Genomic DNA, 21,383 nt, shown 5'->3' with positions numbered 1-21,383 from the left:
TTGCGGGACCTGGCACTTCCAAGGGAAGTGCCTTGGGTGGTGCGCAGCGCCGGATGAGGGGTTGACGGAACCTCACAACTCTTGGTGGCCTCTCAGGAGGTAGCTCTGGGATGGGTCGTAAGACCCCTCATCCGTCCCTTCGGGACACCTTCTCCCGCAAGGGAGAAGGTTAGGTCCGTCTTTGCGTGCTGCTCCTACCAGCAGGTGTAGCCGCCATCGACGACGACGATCGAGCCGGTCATCAGGCTCGCGGCGTCCGAAGCGAGGAACTGCACGGCGGAGGCGATTTCTTCCGGTTCGCCCATCCGCCCCTGCGGTGTCATCTCGAGCCAGGTCTTGAACATCGCCGTATTGGCCGGGTCCGTCGCGGCATAGGCGGTCAGCGGCGTGTTGATATAGGTGGGAGCGACGGAGTTCACCCGCACGCCGCGTAGGCCCCATTCGGCCGCCAGGGACTTGGTGAGGTGATGCACACCGGCCTTGGAAGCGTTGTAGTAGGACTGTTCCTGCGGCTTGTTGACGATGATGCCGGACATCGAGCCGATATTGATGATCGAGCCCTTCTTGGCCGCCAGCATATGCTTGCCGAAGGCGCGGCAGCACCAGAACACGCCGTTCAGGTTGACGTCGAGCACGTTGAGCCAATGCTCGTCGGCGACGTCCTCGGCCGGCGTCATCGAGCGGGCGATGCCGGCATTGTTGACCAGGATCTCGACGGTGCGGCCCTTGGCGGCGAGTTCATCGGCGACCTGGGTCACCTGATCGGATTTGGTGACATCCATCTGCACCGTTTCGGCTTTGTAGCCCTTGGCCGCCAGGGCTGCCTGTCCTTCGGCCGCGACCTTCATGTCGAAATCGGCGATGACGACCTCGGCCCCGAATTCGGCCAATGCTTCGGCGCAGGCCAAGCCTATGCCGCGCCCCCCGCCCGTGACGAGGGCGTGGCGGCCCGTGAGATCGAGTTTCTTCTTGTACATCGCGGATCCTTTCATGCGTCGCTCCCGTTTGCTGCATCGATTTTGCAAACGGAACAAAAGCCCGTGCAGCTACGGTCAATCTAATGCGGCATGCTGATTCGACGAAGTCAATCCTGCATTGGCCCTACAATTGACGGGCATTTTTGCGGGAATTCGGACGCGACCGGCTGCCCTGCAGGCGCCGGGCTGCGAGGCGGGTCTGGGAACCCGCCTCGCAGATGGCAGACCCATGCTCAGGCCAGGGACAAGCCCTTGTCGTCGAAGCGATGGAGGCGATCTGGCTGAGGCGTGAGATAGATGGTGTCACCGGTGCTCAGGCTGAATTCGCCCGGTGCTCGCGCGGTGACCCGGGTGCCTTCGTCAAGATCGATGTAGAAGAAGGTGTCCGAGCCTAGGTGTTCGGAGATCGAGATCTTGCCTTTCCACTGTCCTTCGGTGGGAGACAGGTTGAGATGCTCGGGGCGGACGCCAATGGTGGTGGCGTTGTAGTTTGCTGCCGAAGCATCCTTCAGGAAATTCATCTTGGGCGAGCCGATGAAACCGGCGACGAACAGGTTCCTGGGCTTGTTGTAGAGCTCGAGCGGCGAGCCGACCTGCTCGACATTGCCGGCATTGAGCACCACGATCTTGTCGGCCATGGTCATGGCCTCGACCTGATCGTGGGTGACGTAGATCATCGTGGTCTTCAGGTCCTTGTGGAGCTGGGAAATCTCGATGCGCATGTTGACGCGGAGCGCCGCGTCGAGGTTCGACAAGGGCTCGTCGAACAGGAAGGCCTTGGGCGAGCGCACGATGGCGCGGCCGATGGCGACGCGCTGGCGCTGGCCGCCCGAGAGCTGGCGCGGCTTGCGGTCGAGGTAATTGGTGAGGTTGAGCGAGGCGGCGGCCTTGGAGACCTTCTGGTCGATGACGTCCTTGCTTTCGCCCGCCATCTTGAGGGCGAAGGCGATATTGCTGCGCACGCTCATATGCGGGTAGAGCGCGTAGGACTGGAACACCATGGCCAGACCCCGCTTGGAGGGCGGCGCCTGCGCCATGTCGACGCCGTCGATCTTGATCTCGCCGGAGGTGGTGTCCTCCAGGCCGGCGATCAGGCGCAGCAAAGTGGACTTGCCGCAGCCTGAGGGGCCGACGAAGACCACGAACTCGCCATCCTCGATGTCGAGGTCGAGATCGGGAATGATCACGACTTCACCGAAGGCCTTGCGCACATTGCGAAGATTGAAGCGCCCCATTTACGCAGCTCCCCATTCTGAAGTGTTTTGGCTCGTCATTTCACGGCGCCGAAGGTAAGGCCGCGCACGAGTTGCTTTTGCGAGAACCAGCCGAGCACCACGATCGGCAGGATGGCGAGAGTGGAAGCGGCCGACAGTGTCGCCCAGAACAGCCCCATCTTGGCCGAATAGCCCGCGATGAACTGCGGCAGCGGCGCGGCATCGAAAGTGGTCAGGTTCAGGGTCCAGAACGCCTCGTTCCAGGCCAGGATGGTGTTGAGCAAGAGTGTGGAGGCGATGCCGGGAACGGCCATCGGCGTCAGCACATAGACGATCTCGCGCCAGAGCGAAGCCCCGTCCATGCGGGCCGCTTCCAGGATCTCGCCGGGGATCTCCTTGAAGTAGGTGTAGAGCATCCACACCACGATCGGCAGGTTGAGCAGGAACAAGACGACCATCACGCTCCAGCGGCTGTCGAGCAGGCCCCAGCGGTTGAAGAGCAGGAAGATCGGCATCAAGGCGCCGACAGCCGGCATCATCTTGGTGGAGAGCATCCACATCAACAGGTCCTTGGTGCGCTTGCCGGGCGCAAAGGCCATGGCCCAGGCTGCGGGAACCGCGAAGATCAGGCCGAGCAGGGTCGAGCCGACCGACAGGAAGATCGAGTTGAGCGCGGCCCTGCCATAATTGGATTGGGTGAAGATGTTGCGATAATTCTCCAGCGTCCACTCGAAGAAGACGAATTTGGGAGGCAGAATGCCAGCCTCGCCCTCCGTCTTGAAGCTGGTGATCACCATCCACAGGATGGGGAAGAAGATCAGAAAGCCGACGATCCAGGCGGCGGTTGTAACGGCGACCTTGCGCCGGGTGGAAACTGCGCGTGCCATGGCTCAAGCCTCCAGGTTCTTGCCGATCATGCGGACGAGGAAGAAGGCGACGATATTGGCCAGCACCACGGCGACTAGTGCGCCGGCCGAGGCCGCTCCGATATCGTGGTCGCCCGCTTCGGTGAGATAGACCAGGAAGGGCAGGTTGGCGGTATTCAGGCTGCCATTGGTGGTGACCTTGATCTCGGCGAAGATGTTGAGGAGGAAGATGGTCTCGATCAGGATCACCACCGTGATGGCGCGCGAAAGATGCGGCAGCACGATGTAGAAGAAGAAGGAGAGCGGCTTGGCGCCGTCGAGCTGGGACGCTTCCTTCTGCTCCTCGTCCAGGGACTGGATGGCGGTGAGCAGGATCAGGGTGGCGAAGGGCAGCCATTGCCAGGCGACGATGATGATGATCGACAGGAGCGGCCAGTTGGTGAACCAGATGACCACCGGCAGATGCAGCGTCTGCGAGACCCAGGTCAGCAGGCCTGAATCGGCGTTCATGAACAGGTTCTTCCAGATCAGCGCCGCCACGGTCGGCATCACGAAGAAGGGCGCCAACACCATCAGGCGCACGATGCCCTGGCCGGCGAAGGGCTGATCCATCAGAAGGGCGATCAGGATGCCGCCGACGATGGTGATGGCGAGCACTGAGCCGACGATCAGCAGCGAGACGCCCAGCGATTTGAAGAAGGTGGGGTCCGTCAGGAAATAGGTATAGTTCGCGAAGCTGTTCCAGTAGAAATTCGTCGGGTCGTCGAGCGTGTAGTTGTTCAATGAATAGTAGATCGTCAGGATGAGTGGAACGATCATCCAGATGAAGAGCATGATGACCGAGGGCGCGACAGCCACCCTGGCCAGCACGCGCGTCTGCTGCGTTGCCATCTTGAGGTCCTCCCCACAGACCAAATCTTGAATGTTCCTGAGCAAAGCGCGTTCAAGCCCGAACGCCTATTTGATCGGGTACTTTGCTGCGACGTCCCGGCGATTCTCGGCAATCCCGCAAGATCTTGGCAATCCCGCAAAACCTGGTGATCTCTTCGAATCGCAAGACGCTTCGTTCAAGTCTTGAAGGTGGCTGTCCCGGTGACGAAGAGCCGGGACAGCCAAGTTTCAGGAGGGGCGATGAGCCCCGTCCCGGGAGGAACGGGTCATTTGATATAGCCGGCCTTGGTCATGGTCCGGGTCACCAGTTTCTGGGCAGCGGCCAGGGCGTCGTCGATCGAGGTCGAGCCGGCCAGGGCGGAGGAGAATTGCTGACCCACCGAGGTGCCCATGCCCTGGAACTCGGGAATGGCGACGAACTGTACGCCGACATAGGGCACTGGCTTGACGGTGGGATGGGTCGGATCAGCCGACATGATCGAATCCAGCGTCAGCTTGGCGAAGGGCGCAGCCTTCTGATAATCGGCATTGTTGTAGAGCGAGGCGCGGGTTCCGGGAGGTGCCGCGGCCCAATTGCCCTCGACCTTGGCGACCAGGGCCGAGTAGTCCTTGCTGGTCGCCCAGGCGATGAACTTCTCGGCGGCTTCCACCTTCTGCGAGCCGGCGGGGACAGCGAGCGACCAGGCCCACAGCCAGTTGGCATTCTTGCCCATGCCCGTATTGGGGGCGAGGGCGAAGGCGACCTTGTCGGACACGGTCGATTGCTTGGGATCGGTCACGAAGCCGGCCGCCACCGTGGCATCGATCCACATGGCGCATTTGCCCTGGTTGAACAGGGTCAGGTTCTCGTTGAAGCCGTTGGAGGAAGCGTCCGGCGGGCCGGCCTCCTTGAGCAGGTTCACATAGAAGGTGAGCGTCGCCTTCCATTCGGGCTGGTCGAACTGGGGTTTCCAGCTTTCATCGAACCAGCGGGCACCGAAGGAGTTGGACATGGCGGTGAGGAAGGCCATGTTCTCGCCCCAGCCGGCCTTGCCGCGCAGGCAGATGCCGTAGGTGTCGGCGGTCTTCAGCTTCTTGGCGGCATCGGCCACGAAGTCCCAGGTCGGGCTGTCGGGCATCTTCAGCCCGGCCTTCTCGAACAGATCCTTGCGATACATGATCATCGAGGATTCGCCGTAGAAGGGAGCGGCGTAGAGCTTGCCTTCATAGGTCAGGCCGTCGCGGATCGGCTTGATCAGGTCATTGGTGTCATAGCCGTCGCCGAGCTTGTCGAGCGCAACCAGCCAGCCCTTCTTGGCCCAGATCGGCACTTCATAGGTACCGATGGTGAGGACGTCGAACTGGCCCGCTTTGGTGGCGATGTCGGTCGTCACCTTCTCGCGCAGGGCATTCTCTTCGAGCGTGACCCAGTTCAGCGTGATGTCCGGATTGGCCTTGGTGAAATCCTCCGAAAGCTTCTGCATCCGAACCATGTCGCCATTGTTCACCGTGGCGATCGTCAACGTCTCGGCGGCCCCGGCCATTGGGGACCAGGCGAGGGAAACGCCGCAGGCCAGCGCGCCTGCAAGCGCAATCAGTGATTTTGCCGTTTGCACCAGAACCTCCCGTAAAAAATGCGCGCCGCTTGTCACGGCTTGTGGGCGTGGGCAGACGCCCAATACGAGGGCATATTCTCAGCGACGCAGCTTAATGTCAAGCCGCCTCATGCGTCAGGATCGCACCTAGTGGGCAGACAGGTGCCAGCGGGCGCGGAAGCGTTCCGTGCGCTCGTGCTGTCGCTGGTGTTGGGTGGGAGCAGGGGGGGGCTGGCGATGTGCCGGAATCGTCAAGAATCGTAAAGACGCTCGAGCCAATCCGTTGGCTTGGAAGCAGGGGTAGCGCGAAAAAGCGTTAAGCCTGAACGCGATTTGCTTTAGGACTGCTCGAGCAGGGCAGCGGCCGTCTGTTCATCGGTGATCAGGCCGGAAAGCAAGTCGCCGTTCAGGGCGGCGCGGATCGGGGCGATCTTGCGCTGGCCGGCGGCGACGCCGACCACCGGCACGAGGCGGGCGAGCCGGTCGGGACGGAAGCCGGGGAGGCGTTCGGTGTAATCGTTCTGCAAGATGCGGCCATTACGATCGAAGGGCCAGGCGGCGATTTCGCCGATTGCGCCGTTCTCAAGCAGATAATGCATCTCCGATTCCAGGACGAAACCGTCCTGGTGAATCGGGGAGCCGTAGCTGACGTCGCTGACGCCGACATAGACGGCCCGTGCCGTCTCCACCAGTTCCTGCAGCAGAGTGTGTACCGGCTGGCTTCGCAGGGACTGGCAATGCTCGATGGTGTCGGCGAGCACCGGCATTTGCAGCGGGTAGCATTTGGCGTCGAGCTTGTCGGCTAGGCGCATGGCGATCTCGAAGGGGCTGACACAGCCATCACGGGCGGCGTTGCCGACGATAGACACCATCTTGAGATCGGGGCGCGGCTTGGCCGAGATCTCGCGGACCATGCGCAGCAGGGTACGGCCGGTCGAAAAGCCGAAAACACCCGAACCGCGCTGACCGAACTGGGTCTCGAGGATCTGCGCGGCGGCGAGGCCCACGGCCGCCAGGGGATCATGCAGGCCGTTCGGCACGACCTCGCAGATGGTCAGTCCGTAGCGTTCGCGCAATTGCTTGGCCAGGGCTGTGCATTCGGCGATGGGGCTCTGGATGCGGAACTCGATCACCCGTTCCGAGACCGCGAGCGCGACCAGACGCTGCACGCTCTGGCGCGAAATGTCGAATTGGGTAGCGATCTCGTCCTGGGTCGCTCCGTCGATATAATAGAGCCAGGCGGCGCGGGTGGCGAGGTCGAGCTTGCGGTTTTGCAGGTCTCCCAGGTCGCTCATGATGTCCCATACCTCCGAGTATTTGCCCAGGCTGGTTGCGAACGCCCAGTTTTATAACCTAGAATGCATTCATCGCCCACCAACGCAAGCTTGCTGTCGCTCAGAGGTACGATTTTGATTCCGGCGGCGATGGAAGCGAGCCTTGGCATGCGTGCAGGCATTGTTGGCGGGCGGGCGGCGGCCTAGCGCAGTTTGCCCAGCAGGCCGAGCAGGGCGTCCCGCTCGGTTTCGCTCAAGGGTGCCAGGGTCTGGTCGGTTACCTTTGCTGCCCGGGCTACCAATTGGGCATAAAGGGCTTGCCCGGAGGCCGACAGGGAGACGACGAGGCGGCGGCGATCCTCGGCGTCGGGCCTGGTTTCAATCAGGCCGCGACGAGACAGCCGCTCCACCACCCCCTTGACGGTGGCGACATCCATGGCGGTGAGCCGGCCCAGGAGATTCTGGGAGGAGGTGCCGAGCTCGGCGAGCTTGGCCAGCACCGCCCATTGCATCGGCGTCAGATCCTCACCCAGACCATCGGAAAACAGAACGGCATGCCTCTGGTAGACTTGCCTCAGAATGAAGCCAATCTGATCGTCCAGTCTGTAATCGGTCATGGCATCCTGGCGGCGAATCGGGTGTCGGACGCCGAGCCTACTTGTCCACGAAGGCCTTTTCGATCACGAAATCGCCTGGCTCGCCATGATTGCCTTCGACAGCGCCGCGCTCCTCCAGCAGGACCTTGAGATCACGCAGCATTTCGGGGCTGCCGCAGATCATCACGCGATCCTGCTCGATGTCGAGCGGGGGCAAGCCGATATCCTCGAACAGCTTTTCGGACTTGATCAGGTCGGTGATGCGGCCGGTGTTGCGGAAGGCCTCGCGCGTCACCGTGGGGTAATAGATCAGTTGCTCGCGGACCGACTCGCCCAGGAATTCATGGGCGGGGAGCTCATGGGTGATGCGTTCGCCATAGGCCAGTTCCTGGACTTGGCGGCAACCATGGATCAGCACGATCTTCTCGAAACGGGAATAGGTCTCCGGATCCTTGATCAGGCTGAGGAAGGGAGCAAGGCCGGTGCCGGTGCCGACGAGATAGAGGTGGCGGCCGGGCTTGAGGTTGTCGAGCAGCAGCGTGCCGGTGGCCTTGCGTCCGACGATGATGGCATCGCCTTCCTTGAGATGCTGCAGGCGGGAGGTGAGCGGCCCATCCTGCACCTTGATGGAAAAGAATTCGAGCGTCTCTTCGTGATTGGCACTGACCAGGCTATAGGCGCGTAGCAGCGGGCGGCCATTGACCGGCAGGCCGATCATGGTGAACTGACCATTCTCGAAGCGGAAGCCCGGATCACGCGTCGTGGTGAAACTGAACAGCTTGTCGGTCCAGTGATGAACGCTCAGAACCCGTTCTTCGTTGAAATTGCTCATCCTGGCTGCCTCGCCGCTAAGCAGCTTTCTCCAGATCGGGCATGGCCACGATCAGGAGGAGCTGCAATGTATCAAACATCTGCAGAGTTTCCTGGCGAGGCCCATCCGGGGGCCTCGCCAGGAAACTCTGCCTAGGTCGTCACTCATTCTCACCGTGGAGATATCCGCAAATAATCTGGCAATCAAATAAATAAACAAGGAATTGCGTGAATTAGAGCCGATCCACGGTGGAGGTGATAATTTTAGGGAAAATTCGTTAGTGTGCAAACGAATTTTCGACATGGATAAAGTGATCGTCTGCAACAAGCTCTTGCCAAAATCTGGGAAGCAAGGCCAAGTATGGCGTTGTTGCAGGCACGCCTTCGAATTGCGGTCAGGCGTTGCCGCTCCTAGAGCAAGGGGCGTTTCGGCGGAAACGCTGGTTTGCCCTAGTTCTTTGCTTGAACGCATCTTTGCGATTCTTGGTGATTCCACCAAATCGCAAAACGCTACGGCCGGACGAGAACAGGAGGGGCAGCCCCGTTCCCGATCCGGGATCCACCAACCCCAGCATGGAGGCTCGGGCAGGCTCGTCTTGCCGGCTCGACCTCACGTCAGACGGCGCCGGGTCGCGGCTGCCGCCGCCATCATGGAGACGATCTTGAAGAAGCTTTCCTTGAAAACCCTTGGAAACCTCGGCGCTGCCATCGCCGTTCCCGGGTATGATCGTTCCGCCGTGCGCCCGGGTATCGTGCATTTCGGCCTCGGCAATTTCCATCGGGTCCACCAGGCCGTCTATGTCGATCGCTGCCTGCATCGGCCCGGCAATGAGGGCTGGGGCATCTGCGGCGTCGAGCTGATCGACGCTCCGGCCACCCGGGCCAAGGCCGAGGCCTATCGTGGCCAGGACTGCCTCTATACCGTCACCGAATATGCACCCGGCGGTTCGGCGAACACTCGGGTTGTTGGAGCCATGGTGGATTATCTGCATGCGCCCGACGATCCCGAAGCGGTGCTGATGCGCCTCACCCATGCCGATACTCGCATCGCCTCGCTGACGATCACGGAGGGCGGCTATAATCTCGACGAGACCACCGGTGTGTTCAAGCTCGATACCCCGGAGGTCGCCCTCGACCTGGCCGGTGGCGCCCCGCGCACGGCTTTCGGTTTCATCGTCGAGGCCTTGCGCCGCCGGCGCGAGCAGGGGACAGGACCTTTCACGGTGATGTCCTGCGACAATCTCCGGCACAATGGCGATACGGCGCGCAAGGCGATCGTTTCCTTCGCCCGCGCCCGTGATGCCGGACTCGCGGCCTGGATCGAGGCCGAGGTCGACTTCCCCAACTCGATGGTCGATCGCATCGCGCCCCAGATCCCGCCCGAGGTGAAGGATCGCCTCAACCAGCGCAGCGGTATCGACGACGCCGTGCCGGCCTTGGGTGAAACCTTCAGCCAATGGGTATTGGAGGACGACTTCCGCGCCGGACGCCCGCCTTTCGAGGAAGTCGGGGTGGAAATGCGCGACGACGTGCCGACCTTCGAATTCATGAAGGGGCGCATGCTCAACGCTTCGCACATCCTGCTCGCCATGCCCGGCATTCTCATGGGCTATCGCATCGTGCATGAGGCGCTCGGCGACAAGCGCCTCCATCGGTTGCTCGAGACTTTCCTCGACCGCGATGCCATTCCACGCATCGAGGGGCCGAAGGGCGTTTCGCTGGAGGACTACAAGAACGCGGTACTCGAGCGCTTCTCGAATCCAGCGATCAACGATCAGTTGCTGCGCATCGCTTTCGACACCACGGCCAAGATCCCGGTTTTCCACTCCAGGACGCTGGAGATGCTGCTGGCCGACGGCGGCGATCTCCGGCGCGAAGCCTTTTTCCTTGCCTGTTTCGGGGCCTATCTGACCGGCAAGGACGACAGGGGCGAGGCGTTTGATGTGGTGGAGCCGCGCCTCAGCGAGCAAGATTGGGAGCTCGTCCGCGGCGGCAATCCGCTCGACCTCCTGCGCACCAGCCCCTTCGCCAAGCTTGGCCTTGCCGAGCATATGGAATTCGCCAAGCTCTATGCCGGCTATGTCGCCTCCATCCAGGCGACCTCCGCCGGCCAGACCCTGGACGCGCTGCTGGTCGAGACGGCTTGAGAGTAAATTATGGCGTTCTCCTTCTCCCCTTGCGGGACCTGGCTCTTCCGGCGGAAGTGCCTTGGATCCTGGCAGGGGGATGAGGGGGTGTCAGCTCGTCCTCTGCAAAGTGGTGTATCTCCCCTTATCCGCCCCTTCGGGGCACCCGGTCCACTCCAAGTGGAGTGGACGATACCCGCAAGGGGAGAAGGCTGGTCCGCGCTCTATTCTTATAGGGCCTAATCCAGGTTGATCGTTTCGGCGCCCGGCCAGGTGACCTTGTAGCCGAAATTGATATCCTTGGTGGCACCAGCGGCGAGATCCACCGTCCATACCAGCACGCCGCGACGATTGTCGGCATCGCGCTGGGTCGGCGGCGTCGTCTGGGCTGAGGCCTCCACCTTGATGTCCTTGTTTTCGGCCACCGGCAGGGCTTCCTCGATCGAGAGCTTGATGGCGTTGGGGCGGCCATTGCGCAGGCTGATCTTGTAGTCGCGCCTTTCGCTGGTGGTGGGGCGGGTGATGCCGGTATTGCTTTCCACCTTGCGCGTCACGGCCCGTTCCACCTTGATGCGATCGTCGGCGCCGAAACCGAGGCGGACGGGTTCTCCCTTGGTGGCGAGCGGCATGGCGGTCTGGCCGGCATAGAGGCCGTCACGATAGATCGAGACGGAACCCGGGAAGAGCGGCGTGTCCTCGCCGTTGCTGAAACTGGCTTCGAGGAAGGCCGTCTGCTGCAGGGAGGGCACGGCTCGCGCCACGATGTCCGGGGTGAGCTTGGCGGAGGCGAGACGCAGCGCCTTCGAGCCGGGGCCCGAGGGCACGCTGGCGCGGGCGGGAAGGGTCCACACGCTCTGGTAGCCGGCCGTGTTCAATTTCGCCTCGGTTTCCCGTCCCGGCCTCGGTTGGGCTTGCTTTGCCACGGCAGCCGGCGGCGCTGGGCGCGCCTCGCTCTCTTCAGCGCGATTGCGGGCCAGGGCGTCGACCGGCAGTGCAAAATAGTCGGGTTGGAAATTGAGGACATAGCTGGCGAGTTTGGGAGGCGCGGCGCCCGAAGTGGCTCGGGCGGTCGAGATGGTGAGCGCAACGTCGCTCCAATCTTCGCCGGTCGCTTGCATGACCTTGGCTCGCCTGACGAGTTCGAGCTCACCCTTCTCGCTGTCGAGCCGGGCATCGTAGAGCGGTGACCAGCCGGCATTGCCGATCAGATAGGAGACGGCGATGCGGCCTTTCGCGGCCTGCTCGGCATTGACTGAGAGGCGAAGTTGCGTGCGCTTCTGGCCCTCCGGGCGGCCGTCGCGCTGGCTCTGGAGCTTGGCGATCTCCTCGTCGAGGTCGCGGATCTTGACGGCATTCTGGCGTAGCGCCTCGTTGACCTCCGTCATATCGTCGCCGACCGCATTCCAGGCACCGCGCAGGGCGGTGACATTGCTGCCTTCCTTTGTGGCATTGAAGGTGGCGCCATTGGCAAAACGCTCGATGAGGCCGCGCTTGGCCAGCAGAGCCTTGCCGATCCCGGCAAGGCCTTCGCGCTTGTCCTTGAGATCGCGCAGGGCCCCGGTGGCAGCGGCATCGGGAACGGGACCGTCAAGCAGAGCGTCGGCGAGATCGGTTCCCGAGAGCGAGACGCCGGAAGCCTCGCGCATGTCGACACGGATCGAGGCGGCATCGAGACCGACGGGCAGGTCCTTGGTAACCAGCACGGTTTCGCCTGCCGGAATGTCGAACTCGATGATGCGCGTCACCGTCGCGCCGTCGGGATAGACAGCCACGGCATCGATCTTCGACTGCACTCCCAGATCTCCCGCGAAGACCGGCGTGGTGCCCAGTAGCAGAAAGGCGGTAAGAGCGAGGCGAGGGACGGCGGACATGACGGATCTCCATTGCGGGACCGCCATGAAAAAGCAGGATTGCGGCGCGATGGCGGCCGCAACGTTAGGCTGTATCGACGGGAACAAGGGCGCCGGAAGCATGGTGTGCCGATCTCCTGATCGGCATTCCTTCAGCGAAACGCGCCGCGTTCGAGAATGCCGATCAGTAGATCGGCACACCAAAGTTGCATTGCGATCGGAGACACAGCACCGATCGAATGCGGTAATTTCAGGTCAGCCGCGACCGCGCTCGGAAATCACCGGCTTCACGCGCAGCTCGATGAAGTTTTCGATCTCCCTCAGCCGGCGGCGGGCGTCGAGGATGTCGGGGCCGATGCCGTAGCGCCAGGAAATATCGGTGCGGCGCTTGTCGGAGACCAGCGCCTCCAGATCGGCCACCCAGCGATCAACAGCCTCGTCGTCGCGGAAGAAGCCTTCGGCGAGCAAAGTCGGCTTGTAGCGCCGCATGATCACCGTCAACTCGTTGAGCGAGAATTCGGGATGGTACTGAATGCCCCAGAAGCGGCCGCCGTCATGGCTGATGTCAACAGCCTGCACGTCGCTCACCGCATTGCTGGCGAGCACAATGGCGCCCTCGGGCAGGGCTTCGACTTCGTCGCCATGCACGCAGGGGCTGGTGAAAACAGGTGCCTTACCGGTGTAGAGAGGGTGGTCGCGTCCCTCGGCGGTCAGCGTGATGTCGCGCGCGATGCCGACCTCGCGGCCCTTGGGATTGGCCCGCACCGAACCGCCGGCGGCGACGGTGGCGACCTGCAGGCCCCAGCAAGAGCCGAAGAAGGGCGTGCCGGATTTGTAGACCTCGCGGGCCAGTTCGACCTGGCGCATCGATTCCGGCTCGGCCTTCCAGATGTTGAGGCCGGAGCCGGTGATGACGACGCCGTCATAGCTTTCCAGGCCTGCGGCATCTGGCAGGTTGGTGCCTTCGTCGGCGGGCATAGCGATGTCGCAGACTGCATCCGGTGCCAGGCTCTTCAGCACTGCCGCATAGGATTCCGACGGCGTAAGGCCGTAGGTCGCGCGGTGACGTTCACGCGCTGCACGGACATTGCCTTCGACGACGAGGAGACGCATCGCTCACCTGTGATCACATTTTGCCGCGACCGGGTTTAGCAGTCCGCGGGCCGGCGGGAAAGAGTAATGATCCATACAAGATGGGGATTGGGGCGGCAAAATGAAGCGTTTGGTATGCGTGCCTCGAACATTTCTCGGCACGAACCCGCCTGAGCGGGGCTTCGCTCAGGGAAAGGAGTCGACGATTTCGATTCCACCGACGATGGCGGCATTGAAGGCGGGAAGATCCTCCGCCGGGATCCAGTATTCCTGATGATCCTTGCCGCCGGCATCCTGGATCGCATAGCGTTCAAGGAAGGCCTGGTCGACTTCAAAACGGGTCACGAAGCCGGACCCGCTGGCCGGCACATTCCAGTCTCGCGCTATTTTCACGGCATAGGCCCGCGTCGTTACCGGATAGAAAATGGGCTGATCGGGCAGGCGCGGAGGAAACGTCTTCATGTCGCTCGCCTGGATCAGCGCCAATTCCGCCGGACCGACGGGACGCCACAATGTTACCCCAGCCATGTCGTCCCTATCCTTGCCGATGCCCCGTTCAACACAGCGGGCACCGGCCGATCGTAGATGGCTATCGTAGCCTCAGAAGGTCAGCGCCTTCACCTGCACCACGTTCGGGATGGTGTTGATTTCCTTGAGCAGGGTTTCGCTCACCACCTGGTCGATACCGACCAGGGCGATGGCATTGCCGCCCTCGAAATCGCGCCCGAACTGCATATGGGCGATGTTGATGCCGTTCTCGCCGAGCAGCGTGCCGATGCGGCCGATGAAGCCGGGGCGATCATGGTTGGTGATGTAGAGCATGCGCGGCAGGAGGTCCGCCTCCACATTGATGCCCTTGATCTGCACGATGCGCGGCTTGGTGCCGGCGATGATGGTGCCGGCCACGGCTCGGGTCAGGTTCTCGGTCTCGACCTCGAGCGTGATCAGGCTGTCGTGGTCGCCCGTCTTTTCGCGCGTGGTTTCCTCGATGACGATACCGCGTTCGCGCGCCACGCTGGGAGCAGCCACGATGTTGATGTCGGCCAGAGCCGGACGCAGCAGACCCGCCACCGCGGCGGAGGTGAGCGCCTTGATCTTCATATGGGCGACATCGCCCTCATAGACGATGCGGATGGTCTTGATGTCGGTCTCGGTGAGCTGGCCGGCAAAGGAGCCGAGCTTTTCGGCAAGCGAGATATAGGGCTTCAGGCGCGGGGCCTCTTCCGCCGTGATCGAGGGGAAGTTGACGGCATTGGAGATGGCGCCGCGCAACAGATAGTCCGACATCTGTTCGGCGACCTGCAAGGCGACGTTCTCCTGGGCTTCCGAGGTGGAGGCGCCCAGATGCGGCGTGCAGATCACGTTGGGCAGGCCGAATAGCGGGTTCGCCGTGGCCGGCTCCTCGATGAAGACATCGAAGGCAGCGCCACCGACATGGCCCGATTTCAGGAGCTCGGCCAGCGCCTCCTCGTCGACCAGGCCGCCGCGGGCGCAATTGATGATGCGCACGCCCTTGCGCGTCTTGGCCAGCGCCTCGCGCGACAGGATGTTCCGGGTCTGCGGCGTCATCGGCGTGTGCAGGGTGATGATTTCAGCGCGGGCGAGCAGGTCGTCGAGCTCGACCTTCTCGACGCCGAGCTCCAGCGCCCGCTCGGCGCTCAGGAAGGGATCGAAGGCGATCACGCGCATCTTCAGGCCCACGGCGCGATCGGCGACGATCGAGCCGATATTGCCGCAGCCGATGATGCCGAGCACCTTGCCGGTGATCTCGACGCCCATGAAGCGGTTCTTCTCCCATTTGCCGGCCTGGGTGGAGGCGTCGGCGGCGGGAATCTCGCGGGCCAGCGCGAACATCATGGCGATGGCGTGCTCGGCGGTGGTGATGGAATTGCCGAAGGGCGTGTTCATCACGATCACGCCGCGGGCCGTGGCGGCCGGGATGTCGACATTGTCGACGCCGATGCCGGCGCGGCCGATCACCTTGAGATTGGTGGCCTTGGCAAGGATGGCGGCGGTGACCTTGGTGGCCGAGCGGATGGCGAGGCCGTCATAATTGCCGATGATCTCGGCGAGCTTGTCCTTGTCCTTGCCGAGGGCAGGCTGGAAATCGACCTCGATGCCGCGATCCTTGAAGATCTGGACGGCGGCGGGGGACAGGGCGTCGGAGATGAGAACCTTGGGGGCGGTCATGGGGAGGCTCCTGCGGAGCGCGGACATTTTGTCCGCATTTTGAAACGGAGAGGGTCCAAGGAAGAGCGGATATCACGACATGCCAGCATGTCGCAGAGATGTCCGCGCTCCAGTATCAGCCAAGTGTGGCGATCGCCTTGTGGAACGACCAGTCGAGCCAGGGCATCAGGGCCTCGACGTCGGCGGTCTCCACCGTGGCGCCGCACCAGATGCGCAGGCCCGGAGGGGCGTCGCGATAGGAGCCGATGTCGAGCCCGGCCTTCTCCGCCTCGATGGCCGAAGAAAGCGCCTTGGCGAAGGCAGCCTGTCCGTCCGGAGCGAGCGCCGCCACCCTCTCGTCCACCACCTTCAGGCACACCGAGGTGTTGGAGCGGGTGGCCGGATCCTTGGCCAGGAAGTCGATCCAGGGCGTCTTCTCGACGAAGCGCTCGATGGCGGCGAGGTTGGCGTCGGCGCGGGCTATCAGCCCGTCGAGACTGCCCGTGGCCTTGGCCCAGTTCAGCGCGTCGAGGTAATCCTCAACGCAGAGCATCGACGGCGTGTTGATGGTCTCGCCCTTGAAGATGCCCTCGATCAGCTTGCCGCCCTTGGTCAGGCGGAAGATCTTGGGCAGCGGCCAGGCCGGCGTATAGCTCTCCAGCCGGGTGACGGCACGAGGGGAGAGGACGAGCATGCCATGGGCAGCCTCGCCGCCGAGGGCCTTCTGCCAGGAGAAGGTCGTGACGTCGAGCTTGGCCCAGTCGAGGCGCTGGGCGAAGGCGGCCGAGGTGGCGTCGCAGATGGTGAGGCCTTCACGATCGGCCGGGATCCAGTCGGCGTTCGGTACGCGTACGCCGGAGGTGGTGCCGTTCCAGGTGAAGACGATGTCGCGATTCCTGGCGTCGATCTCGCGGAAGTCGACGATATCGCCATAACCGGCCTTGAAGATGCGGGCATCTTCAAGCTTCAGCTGCTTGACGACGTCGGTGACCCATTCGGCACCGAAGGACTCCCAGGCCACCACGTCGACGCCGCGTGCGCCGAGCAGCGACCACAGCGCCATCTCGACAGCACCCGTGTCGGAAGCCGGCACGATGCCGATGCGGTAGTCCGCCGGCACGCCGAGCACGTCACGGGTCAGTTCGATCGCCTGTTCCAGCTTGGTCTTGCCAAGCTTCGCACGATGCGAACGGCCGAGGGCGGCGGATTTGAGGGAGTCGGGGGTCCATCCGGGGCGCTTGGCGCAGGGGCCGGACGAAAAGTTGACTACAGCGGGCTTGGCCGCTGGCATTGTCAGTGTCATCGCGATGTCTCCATCCTCGCAGATGGGCGTTCCTCGTTGGGGAGGAATGTCCCGCAGCCCGTATGCGCTGCGGCGAGGATGGCGTCAAGAGACTTTTGATGGTCGGATACAGGAAACTTTGACGTAAGCCTTTCGACGGCGCGGCCGTGGCAGAAACGCCGCGGCCGCGCCTGGTATTGTCAGACCTGCACCACGAAATGCTTCAGCACGGGCTTGGTGATCTCCCACACGCCCTTGAAGTCGGCCTCGATGACGAAGGCGTCGCCGGGACGGAGCGTGACTGCCTCGCCGCCGTCGGGCGTGATGATGATCTCGCCCTCGATGAGATGGACGAACTCATAGGCCGAATAGGTGGCGTGATAGGTGCCTGGTGTCGCCGCCCAGGTGCCCGAAATGATCTTTCCGTCCGCCGAGGTGTGCTGCACCCAGGTCTTCATCGTCGGCGAGCCGGCGCGCACGACCCAACCTTCGAGGTCGGTGGTCATCGGGTCGGCGCCGGGAGCGGGAAACTTGAAAACGGTGGGATGGGCCAAATCGATTACTCCTGTTGTGGATGGTCGGAAGCTACCAGACCACCGGTGACGCCCTTATCGCAAAGCGACGGATTTCGGCCGGGCACTGCCCGTCACTTCACCGAGCCGGCCGTTAGGCCCTTGACGATGTAGCGCTCCAGGAAGATGCCGATCAAAGCGAGCGGGGCGATCGCCGTGGTGGCGAGCGCGGCCATCGACCACCAGTTGATGCCCTGCGAGCCGGTCTGGCTCGCCACCATCACCGGCAGGGTCTTGGCATCCGAGGAGGTCAGCAAGGCCGCGAAGAAATATTCGTTCCAGGTCAGCACCAGCGCGAGGATGAAGGCCGCTACCATCCCGGGCAGGGCGATCGGCAGGATGATGTGCCAGAAGGCGCCCCAGAGCGACAGGCCGTCGACCAAAGCGGCTTCGTCGAGTTCGGTGGGAATAGTGTCGAACTGGTCTCGCATGATCCAGATCACGATCGGCAGCACGGTGAGGGTGTAGAGCAGGATCAAGCCGATGCGGGTGTCGAGCAAAGCGAGCTCGCGGTAAAGCACCAGGAAGGGCAGGGCCAGCACCACCGGCGGCAGGATCAGCTGAGACAGGAAGAAGAAGGAGATGTCGCGGTTGCGCATCCAGCCGAATTTGTACTGAAAGCGGCTGAGGCCATAGGCGGCCAGGGAGCCGATCACCACGGCGAGCAGCGAGGCGCCGAGCGAGGTGATCACGCTGTTCAAGAAGCGCGACAGGAATTCCGAGCGCACCGTCGAGGTCGAGCCGAGCGTATCGGGCGAAAGGCCGAGCGAGCGCCAGCCCTTCCAATCAGGCTGGAAGTCGAGCCAGGGAATGAGATGCCCCTGGGTGACATCAACAGCCGATTTCATCGAGGTGGTCAGCGTCCAGTAGATCGGAAACAGGCAGATGAAGGCCCAGGCGATCAGCGCGCCATAGATCAGCACGCGGCTGAGCACGGTGGTCAGGCGGAAGGCGGTGTCGCGGGGCGCTGCGGTCGGGATGGCTGTCGTCGTCATGTCGATCTCTTCCCGGTCAACTGCTGCGCTGTATGAAGCGGTTGGCAACGTTCAAAAGCAGGGTGACGAAGACGATGATCGCCACCAGATAGAACATCGCCAGCATGGTGCCGTAGCCGACATTCGAGCGGTCCCGATATTCGCGGTAGATGAAGCTCGATACCGTGTCCGTTGCCCCGCCGGGCCCGCCGGAGGTAGTGTTGATCACGATATCGGCGAGCTTGAGCTTGAAGATGATGCGCAGCACGATCGCCGTGATCGAGACGGGCAGCATCAGGGGGAAGATCATCTCCTTGAACTGCTGCCAGCCGGAGGCGCCGTCGATCTTGGAGGCTTCCATCACTTCCTTGGGCAGGGCCTGCAGGCCAGCCAGCAGCAGGATCATCAGGAAAGGAATCGAAACCCAGGCGTCCATCGCCTCGATCGAGAGGCGGGCGATCCAGGGATCGGTGAAGAAGGAGGGGCTCTTCCAGCCCAGTTCGCGCATCAGCTTGGCTACCGGGCCGTAGCGATATTCCATCATCGACTTGCCGACCATCCAGCTCACCGCCACGGGGCTGAGCATGAAAGGCAGGAGGAAGGCGACACGGAAGAATTTGCGGGCCTTGATCTCGGCGTTGAGCAGGAGGGCGAGGCCGAAGGCGATGGCATATTCCACCAGCACCATCAGCACGTAGAACACCATGTTGGCGAGGGCGTTCCAGAAATCGGCGTCGTGGAAGAGCGCGACGAGATTGTCGAGGCCGTTGAAGCGCTGGCCGGCGAAGGAGGAGAGGTTCCAGTCGGTCAGGGCGATGTAGAAGCCGAAAATGGTGGGGAAGATCACCATCGCCACGGTGAACAGCACGGCTGGCAGAATGAACAAAGCGCGCTCGCCCGCTTCCCCTCGCATTAGTACCTGCCCGACGCCGAGCGCCATCGACCACAGCACGAAGGCGTAGAGCACGGGCCGCCAATTGTCGAAGCCGAAAGCCAAGCCTTGTTTTTCATGTAGGAACTGCACCAGGGCGGCAACGACCAGGAGAACGGAGGCCAGGCCGATCAGCAGCCGGCCAAGCAGGATGCGGCTGCCTGAGATGGAGGAGGAGGCGCGTGTGGCGGTTGCAGACGAGGTCGGCGGCATCAGATCCCCAGGACGCGAAACGAGATTGAAAAGCGCGATTCCCGCCTTCTCCCCTCGCAGGAGAGGGTGGCGCGAAGCGCCGGATGAGGGGTGGCTCCGCCAGACTCAGGATTGGTCGCAAGACCCTTCATCCCCCTGCCGGGACCCAAGGCACTTTCATGGAAAGTGCCAGGTCCCGCAAGGGGAGAAGGTACCTTATCGGCGTGGGGGTGCTTAACCCTACAGTCCCAGCGAGGCCTTGTAGAGCTTGATCTGCTTCTCGCGGCCGATCTGGTCGGTCAGCTTTTCCCAGGCCGCGGCGATCTGGTCGGCGCCTTCCTGGGCCTTGAGCTGGCCGGCATAGATCTTGGCGAGGATGTCCTCGGCCAGGCTGTAATATTGGAAGATGCCGGGGATGCGCGGCTCGATCGCTCCGTTGGGGTGGTTGTAGGAGTTGAACTGCGAGTCGAGATAGTTGGAGATGAAGGTCTTGTCGTAACCGGCCGCCACCCACTCCTCGATATTGTGCTGGCTGTTGCGGTAGCACTGGAAGCCGGAGGGATAGACCGCCGTCCACAGCGCCAGATCCTTGCCGCCGAGATGGGCGGCGGCGCTCCAGGCGGCCTTGTGCTTCTTTTCGTCCTTGTCGACGCGCGCCATCACATAGACGCCCCAGCCGAGATAGGCGAGGTTGGGTGCGAAGTTCGGGCCGCTTGCCAGCTTGTCCCACTTGCCGGTCTTGGCATTGTAGACATCGTCCGAGCCCGGCAGGATGTCGAAGCCGCATTTGTCGCCGATGACCGAGGAATCATTGGTCTTGGCGTTGGAACCGATATCGCCCCACCACACGCACATCGAGCCGGTGCCGCCGAGGAACTGTTGGAAGCCGGTGGTGTTGGGGTCGGCGTTGAGCTGGTCGGCGGGCTCGGAGGGTAGGGCGTCGAGCACGTCCTGGATGGCGCGCACCCAGGCCGGGTTGTTGATGCGCGGCTTCATGGTGTCGATATCGAACAGCCAGGCCTTGTCGTCGGGGTGCTTGGCATAGGCGGTGGCGCGGCTGCCGAGGAAATAGAAGCCGAAGCCGCCCCATGCCTTGCAGGCGTCGAGATAGCCATAGGCATCCTGGCCGTCGACCTGCTTGCCCTTGAGGAATTTGGTCACCGCCTGCACCTGCTGCCAGGTGCGGGGCGCTGCCCATTCGGTGGTGTTGCCGGCTTCCTTCCAGGCTTTGGCCAGGGCCTCGTCCTTGAAGTAGTCGGTGCGGTAGTTGAAATTGTGGGTGTCGCCGTCGATGGTGACGCGATACTGCTTGCCGTCCCATGTGCCGACGGGTGGCTTGAGGTAGGAGACGAGATCGTCCATGTCGATCTGCTTCTTCACCCAGTCAGGCATTTCCGAAGCAAGGCCCTTGCCGCAGACGTCGCCCTCGAAGGGCGCCCCCATCTCGAGCAGGTCGAAATCGACCGTGCCTGTCGCGATGGCTTGTTGCAGCCGAGGGTTGTAGTCGGCCTGGGCGAGATCGATCCAGTTGATCTTGGCGCCGGTATAGGCCTCCCAGGGCTTGAGGAAACCGCGGAACAGGAGGTTGTGCAGGTTCTGGTTGTTGAGCCCCATGAAGGAGAGCTCGACGCCCTTGAATTCGCCTTCCTTGATGGAGGCCTTGGTGGCGCTGAGGCAAAGTTCGCCGACCTTCTGCCAGTCCGCATCGGTGGGCGAACCCTTGCCGACCCCTGGGATTTGCAGGATCTTGGCGCGCAGGTCGCTGGCTTCGTCCGCCAGGGCCGGCTCGATGGCGGCGGTGACGCCCAGGCTGCCCATCGCAGCCAGAGCGCCGACGCTGGCGGCGCCCTTGAGCAGCCCGCGGCGGCTCGCCTGCAGGGCGAGGAGATTCTTGTAGTCTTCCGTTCTCACGTCGATTCTCCCGTTCTGAATGGCTTGTTTTATTCTTGGCTGTTTCGCAGCAGGGACGTTTCTTCGAACCGCTCCGACAACG

At 62.7% G+C, this 21,383-nt stretch carries 18 protein-coding genes; 1 reads left to right on the top strand and 17 read right to left on the bottom strand.

All coding sequences use genetic code 11. The features are described from left to right. Nucleotides 1-194: 194 nt before the first annotated feature. The 8 genes from ACN6KF_RS26375 to ACN6KF_RS26340 all read right to left on the bottom strand — a co-directional run bounded on the left by ACN6KF_RS26375 (nt 195) and on the right by ACN6KF_RS26340 (nt 8,224). Nucleotides 195-977, bottom strand: a complete 783-nt coding sequence (locus ACN6KF_RS26375; RefSeq protein WP_434961307.1) for an SDR family NAD(P)-dependent oxidoreductase — start codon at nt 975-977, stop codon at nt 195-197. A gap of 233 nt (nt 978-1,210) precedes the next feature. Next, nucleotides 1,211-2,212 (bottom strand): ABC transporter ATP-binding protein, encoded by a 1,002-nt coding sequence (locus ACN6KF_RS26370; protein ID WP_434959885.1) that lies wholly within the window; start codon nt 2,210-2,212, stop codon nt 1,211-1,213. A 35-nt stretch (nt 2,213-2,247) separates the two neighbouring features. Continuing rightward, on the bottom strand, nt 2,248-3,078 hold the full coding sequence (locus tag ACN6KF_RS26365) for a carbohydrate ABC transporter permease (protein ID WP_105863843.1): 831 nt from the start codon (nt 3,076-3,078) through the stop codon (nt 2,248-2,250). 3 nt (nt 3,079-3,081) lie between these two features. Continuing rightward, complete coding sequence (locus ACN6KF_RS26360; protein WP_434959884.1) at nt 3,082-3,948, bottom strand: carbohydrate ABC transporter permease; 867 nt, start codon at nt 3,946-3,948, stop codon at nt 3,082-3,084. Between the two features lie 266 nt (nt 3,949-4,214). Next, nucleotides 4,215-5,471 carry an ABC transporter substrate-binding protein gene (locus ACN6KF_RS26355; RefSeq protein ID WP_434961306.1) on the bottom strand — a complete coding sequence of 419 codons (1,257 nt, stop codon included), beginning with the start codon at nt 5,469-5,471 and terminating at the stop codon, nt 4,215-4,217. 389 nt (nt 5,472-5,860) lie between these two features. Then, on the bottom strand, nt 5,861-6,817 hold the full coding sequence (locus ACN6KF_RS26350; RefSeq protein WP_434959883.1) for a sugar-binding transcriptional regulator: 957 nt from the start codon (nt 6,815-6,817) through the stop codon (nt 5,861-5,863). 182 nt (nt 6,818-6,999) lie between these two features. Beyond that, the gene (locus ACN6KF_RS26345) at nt 7,000-7,413 is read right to left on the bottom strand and encodes a MarR family winged helix-turn-helix transcriptional regulator (RefSeq protein WP_434959882.1); all 414 of its coding nucleotides are present in this window, start codon (nt 7,411-7,413) and stop codon (nt 7,000-7,002) included. A 37-nt stretch (nt 7,414-7,450) separates the two neighbouring features. After that, nucleotides 7,451-8,224 (bottom strand): ferredoxin--NADP reductase, encoded by a 774-nt coding sequence (locus ACN6KF_RS26340; RefSeq protein ID WP_434959881.1) that lies wholly within the window; start codon nt 8,222-8,224, stop codon nt 7,451-7,453. A 640-nt stretch (nt 8,225-8,864) separates the two neighbouring features. Here ACN6KF_RS26340 and ACN6KF_RS26335 point away from each other — a divergent pair. Further along, nucleotides 8,865-10,349, top strand: coding sequence for a mannitol dehydrogenase family protein (locus tag ACN6KF_RS26335; protein WP_434959880.1), 1,485 nt, complete (start codon nt 8,865-8,867; stop codon nt 10,347-10,349). 218 nt (nt 10,350-10,567) lie between these two features. Here ACN6KF_RS26335 and ACN6KF_RS26330 read toward each other — a convergent pair whose 3' ends face one another. The 9 genes from ACN6KF_RS26330 to ACN6KF_RS26290 all read right to left on the bottom strand — a co-directional run bounded on the left by ACN6KF_RS26330 (nt 10,568) and on the right by ACN6KF_RS26290 (nt 21,301). Further along, nucleotides 10,568-12,199, bottom strand: coding sequence for a mucoidy inhibitor MuiA family protein (locus ACN6KF_RS26330; RefSeq protein ID WP_434959879.1), 1,632 nt, complete (start codon nt 12,197-12,199; stop codon nt 10,568-10,570). Between the two features lie 234 nt (nt 12,200-12,433). Then, on the bottom strand, nt 12,434-13,291 hold the full coding sequence (locus ACN6KF_RS26325) for a type 1 glutamine amidotransferase (protein ID WP_434959878.1): 858 nt from the start codon (nt 13,289-13,291) through the stop codon (nt 12,434-12,436). A 165-nt stretch (nt 13,292-13,456) separates the two neighbouring features. Beyond that, the gene (locus tag ACN6KF_RS26320) at nt 13,457-13,798 is read right to left on the bottom strand and encodes an ADP-ribosylation/crystallin J1 (RefSeq protein ID WP_434959877.1); all 342 of its coding nucleotides are present in this window, start codon (nt 13,796-13,798) and stop codon (nt 13,457-13,459) included. A gap of 72 nt (nt 13,799-13,870) precedes the next feature. Next, nucleotides 13,871-15,460, bottom strand: coding sequence for a phosphoglycerate dehydrogenase (serA, locus tag ACN6KF_RS26315; RefSeq protein ID WP_434959876.1), 1,590 nt, complete (start codon nt 15,458-15,460; stop codon nt 13,871-13,873). Between the two features lie 115 nt (nt 15,461-15,575). After that, nucleotides 15,576-16,742, bottom strand: a complete 1,167-nt coding sequence (locus ACN6KF_RS26310) for a phosphoserine transaminase (protein ID WP_434959875.1) — start codon at nt 16,740-16,742, stop codon at nt 15,576-15,578. A 179-nt stretch (nt 16,743-16,921) separates the two neighbouring features. Further along, nucleotides 16,922-17,227 carry a cupin domain-containing protein gene (locus ACN6KF_RS26305; RefSeq protein ID WP_434961305.1) on the bottom strand — a complete coding sequence of 102 codons (306 nt, stop codon included), beginning with the start codon at nt 17,225-17,227 and terminating at the stop codon, nt 16,922-16,924. A gap of 140 nt (nt 17,228-17,367) precedes the next feature. Then, nucleotides 17,368-18,288 (bottom strand): carbohydrate ABC transporter permease, encoded by a 921-nt coding sequence (locus ACN6KF_RS26300; RefSeq protein WP_434959874.1) that lies wholly within the window; start codon nt 18,286-18,288, stop codon nt 17,368-17,370. Nucleotides 18,289-18,304: 16 nt separating this feature from the next. Beyond that, the gene (locus ACN6KF_RS26295; protein ID WP_434959873.1) at nt 18,305-19,411 is read right to left on the bottom strand and encodes a carbohydrate ABC transporter permease; all 1,107 of its coding nucleotides are present in this window, start codon (nt 19,409-19,411) and stop codon (nt 18,305-18,307) included. 219 nt (nt 19,412-19,630) lie between these two features. Beyond that, nucleotides 19,631-21,301 (bottom strand): substrate-binding domain-containing protein, encoded by a 1,671-nt coding sequence (locus tag ACN6KF_RS26290; RefSeq protein WP_434959872.1) that lies wholly within the window; start codon nt 21,299-21,301, stop codon nt 19,631-19,633. Nucleotides 21,302-21,383: the final 82 nt, after the last annotated feature.

The organism is Labrys methylaminiphilus subsp. lupini, from assembly GCF_051161885.1.
GTDB lineage: Bacteria > Pseudomonadota > Alphaproteobacteria > Rhizobiales > Labraceae > Labrys.
The sequence above is the reverse complement of the archived record's forward strand: the minus strand, read 5'-3'. Positions and strand labels throughout refer to the sequence as shown.

Excerpts from the sequence above, each read along its gene's own strand:
- ACN6KF_RS26375 (WP_434961307.1), bottom strand. The coding sequence starts at position 977 with ATGTACAAGAAGAAACTCGATCTCACGGGCCGCCACGCCCTCGTCACG.
- ACN6KF_RS26370 (WP_434959885.1), bottom strand. The coding sequence starts at position 2,212 with ATGGGGCGCTTCAATCTTCGCAATGTGCGCAAGGCCTTCGGTGAAGTC.
- ACN6KF_RS26365 (WP_105863843.1), bottom strand. The coding sequence starts at position 3,078 with ATGGCACGCGCAGTTTCCACCCGGCGCAAGGTCGCCGTTACAACCGCC.
- ACN6KF_RS26360 (WP_434959884.1), bottom strand. The coding sequence starts at position 3,948 with ATGGCAACGCAGCAGACGCGCGTGCTGGCCAGGGTGGCTGTCGCGCCC.
- ACN6KF_RS26355 (WP_434961306.1), bottom strand. The coding sequence starts at position 5,471 with ATGGCCGGGGCCGCCGAGACGTTGACGATCGCCACGGTGAACAATGGC.
- ACN6KF_RS26350 (WP_434959883.1), bottom strand. The coding sequence starts at position 6,817 with ATGAGCGACCTGGGAGACCTGCAAAACCGCAAGCTCGACCTCGCCACC.
- ACN6KF_RS26345 (WP_434959882.1), bottom strand. The coding sequence starts at position 7,413 with ATGACCGATTACAGACTGGACGATCAGATTGGCTTCATTCTGAGGCAA.
- ACN6KF_RS26340 (WP_434959881.1), bottom strand. The coding sequence starts at position 8,224 with ATGAGCAATTTCAACGAAGAACGGGTTCTGAGCGTTCATCACTGGACC.
- ACN6KF_RS26330 (WP_434959879.1), bottom strand. The coding sequence starts at position 12,199 with ATGTCCGCCGTCCCTCGCCTCGCTCTTACCGCCTTTCTGCTACTGGGC.
- ACN6KF_RS26325 (WP_434959878.1), bottom strand. The coding sequence starts at position 13,291 with ATGCGTCTCCTCGTCGTCGAAGGCAATGTCCGTGCAGCGCGTGAACGT.
- ACN6KF_RS26320 (WP_434959877.1), bottom strand. The coding sequence starts at position 13,798 with ATGGCTGGGGTAACATTGTGGCGTCCCGTCGGTCCGGCGGAATTGGCG.
- serA (WP_434959876.1), bottom strand. The coding sequence starts at position 15,460 with ATGACCGCCCCCAAGGTTCTCATCTCCGACGCCCTGTCCCCCGCCGCC.
- ACN6KF_RS26310 (WP_434959875.1), bottom strand. The coding sequence starts at position 16,742 with ATGACACTGACAATGCCAGCGGCCAAGCCCGCTGTAGTCAACTTTTCG.
- ACN6KF_RS26305 (WP_434961305.1), bottom strand. The coding sequence starts at position 17,227 with ATGACCACCGACCTCGAAGGTTGGGTCGTGCGCGCCGGCTCGCCGACG.
- ACN6KF_RS26300 (WP_434959874.1), bottom strand. The coding sequence starts at position 18,288 with ATGACGACGACAGCCATCCCGACCGCAGCGCCCCGCGACACCGCCTTC.
- ACN6KF_RS26295 (WP_434959873.1), bottom strand. The coding sequence starts at position 19,411 with ATGCCGCCGACCTCGTCTGCAACCGCCACACGCGCCTCCTCCTCCATC.